Origin of the sequence: Bacilliculturomica massiliensis (genome assembly GCF_900605495.1) — a bacterium.
GTDB classification, from domain to species: Bacteria; Bacillota; Clostridia; order Peptostreptococcales; family Anaerovoracaceae; genus Bacilliculturomica; species Bacilliculturomica massiliensis.
This window is the reverse complement of sequence record NZ_LR027597.1, coordinates 1-2,424: the sequence shown is the minus strand read 5'-3', so window position 1 is coordinate 2,424 and position 2,424 is coordinate 1. Positions and strand designations below refer to the sequence as shown.

At 47.9% G+C, this 2,424-nt stretch carries 1 protein-coding gene; it reads left to right on the top strand.

The window, feature by feature from the left end:
• Positions 1–67: 67 nt before the first annotated feature.
• Positions 68–2,424, top strand: a 2,357-nt coding sequence (locus E0E37_RS01745) for an S-layer homology domain-containing protein (protein WP_130861258.1), incomplete at its 3' end; no start/stop codon positions are given.

Genomic DNA, 2,424 nt, shown 5'->3' with positions numbered 1-2,424 from the left:
AGGATGATTTGAGCAAACCAAAACGAATAAACTCCCCTTCGAAGAATTCTAAAGGAGGAATTTCAAAATGAGAAAAGTACTTTCATTTGTGCTGGTACTGTCTCTGGTTCTGGGAAGCTTTGGAATGGCTTTCGCAACAACAGCCACCACGCCGAGCAACACAAGCTTGAGCGACATTGATGGCCAAAACTGTGAAGACGCTGTTCGTGTTCTGGCTAACCTGGACGTAGTTTCCGGATATGAAGACGGGACCTACAAACCGGAGCAGACAGTAACGAGAGCGGAGATGGCATCTCTGATCATCAAGGCTCTGGGACTGAAAGAGACCGATGCTGTACCGAAGTTTGCGGACAGCAGGACCCACTGGGCGAAGGGATATATCGCTTACGCCAACACGCTGGGCATCATCAGCGGCAGAAGCGAGACCGTATTCGATCCCGACGCGACCGTAACCTACGACGAAGCGACCACCATGCTGATCAAGGCTCTGGGCTACACGGACGAATCGTTGGTTGGAACCTATCCCGCCAGCTTCGTATCCAGAGCGAAGGTCCTGGGCATTCTGGACGGAATCAAAACTGGAACAGAAGGCGCCAACAGAGGCGATATCGCGATCATGCTGTATCAGACTCTGGATCAGGCCATCGGTAAGGTCGACAAGGACGGAAACTTCAATGCAACCGTAATCGAGTGGAAAAAGGGCGACGGAAACGCAACAGAAGTGAAGAAGTATGATACTATGCTGGACCGTCTGGGCGCTGAGATTGCGTCCAGCAGCAACCTGAAGGGTGTGGCTGCATGGAGAGAAGACATTGATGATGACGCGTTCATCGTATCTGGTGACGAAGACAGCATCATCAACCTGACTCCGTACAAAGGCGCCGCTGTCAGTGCTTATGTAAACAGCGACGGCGATATTCTCGCAATCAAGGAAACCTTCTCCACCTTCGTATCCGGTACCATCAAGGATGATGTTTTATCTCTGGCAGATGGAACTGAATACACCCTGAAGAAGGATGCGATCGATGACCTGACAGAAAGTGCCGAATATTTCCAGAACGGAGATAACATCGCAAAGACAAAGCTGGATAAAGCTGCCAGTGATGACCTGGGCAATCGCGATGAAAAAGTGAACTTTACATTAGCTGTTGACCTGAGCGGAAAGAAAATCAATGAAGTACATTCTGTACTGTATTGGAAAGTAACCAACTATGATTTACTGGAAGCAGATGATCTGACGGATATCACCAGCAATCATAAGTTGTTGGGCGTTGACTTCGATGAAGACAACAATGATGACATCGATTTGGACAGCTTTGAGCTGGTTGGCGCAGATTCATTGGACGACATCAAAGCCGATATGGCGGCATACGTCTACAAGAATAATGATGATAAAATTGCTCGTGTTGCTGTAGGACCAGTTGATAGAATCAGCGGCGAGGCATCCAAAGTAAACTCCAGTGGTAAAAAAGTAACAATTGACGGTAACGTATACAAGTATGCTAAAGTAGAACTTGCCGGAAACGGTGCCCCTGGTGAAGTTGCAGAAAATGAGATCGAAGCAGGTGACGATGTAGTACTGACCATGGATGCTTACGGATACATCTATGACTGCGAAGCGGCCGGCGACTCCAACTACGCTGTCGTACTGAGAATCGAAGACGACACTACCGACAGAGTAACCGGAGATGCCCAGCTGAAGCTGCTCCTCGCAGATGGATCCAGCAAGATCTTCTCTGTAGACAAAGATGATATTACCAGCGGTGCAATTACCGATGGAGTATGGAAGAAAAATATCGTTACCACCGGTGCAATTGTCAAGTACAATGTAGACAAGAGCGGCGTCATCGATGACCTGAGCGTTATCGTGACCAAGGGTGATGGCAATGATATCATCACTGCGAAAGACATTATTGCCGGAAGAGCCACCGCGGACATCACTGCAAAGGGTTACTTTGACGGCAAACAGCTGGCAACAGACGCAGTTCTCTTCAATTATGAGGATGATCACTTCGGTATCGGCGGCAATATGAGTGACAAGACGGATGACTACAGCATTGCGAAGTATGAGAGTGCTCTGGATTCCGAAGATGTAGATGCTTACTACGTTTATGATACCAACAAGAAGAAGATCGTAGCGATGCTGATGGATAACGCTACCAGCTCCAACGACATCTTTGGTGTTGTAAACAGCAAGGGCAAGAACAACAGCGATGCCGGTGCATACTACAATATGCTGATCGACGGCAAAGAAGTAACCTACAATGGTACGGATTCTAACGGTTCCTCTGGAACAACTAAGTATGACGTAAGCACCGATCACGACAGTGAGCTGTACAGAGTGAAATTCGATGCTTCCGGAGACATCAAACAGTTCGATTCCTGGAACAATGGAAAAGATAAAGTAAACGTTGCAACGATCAC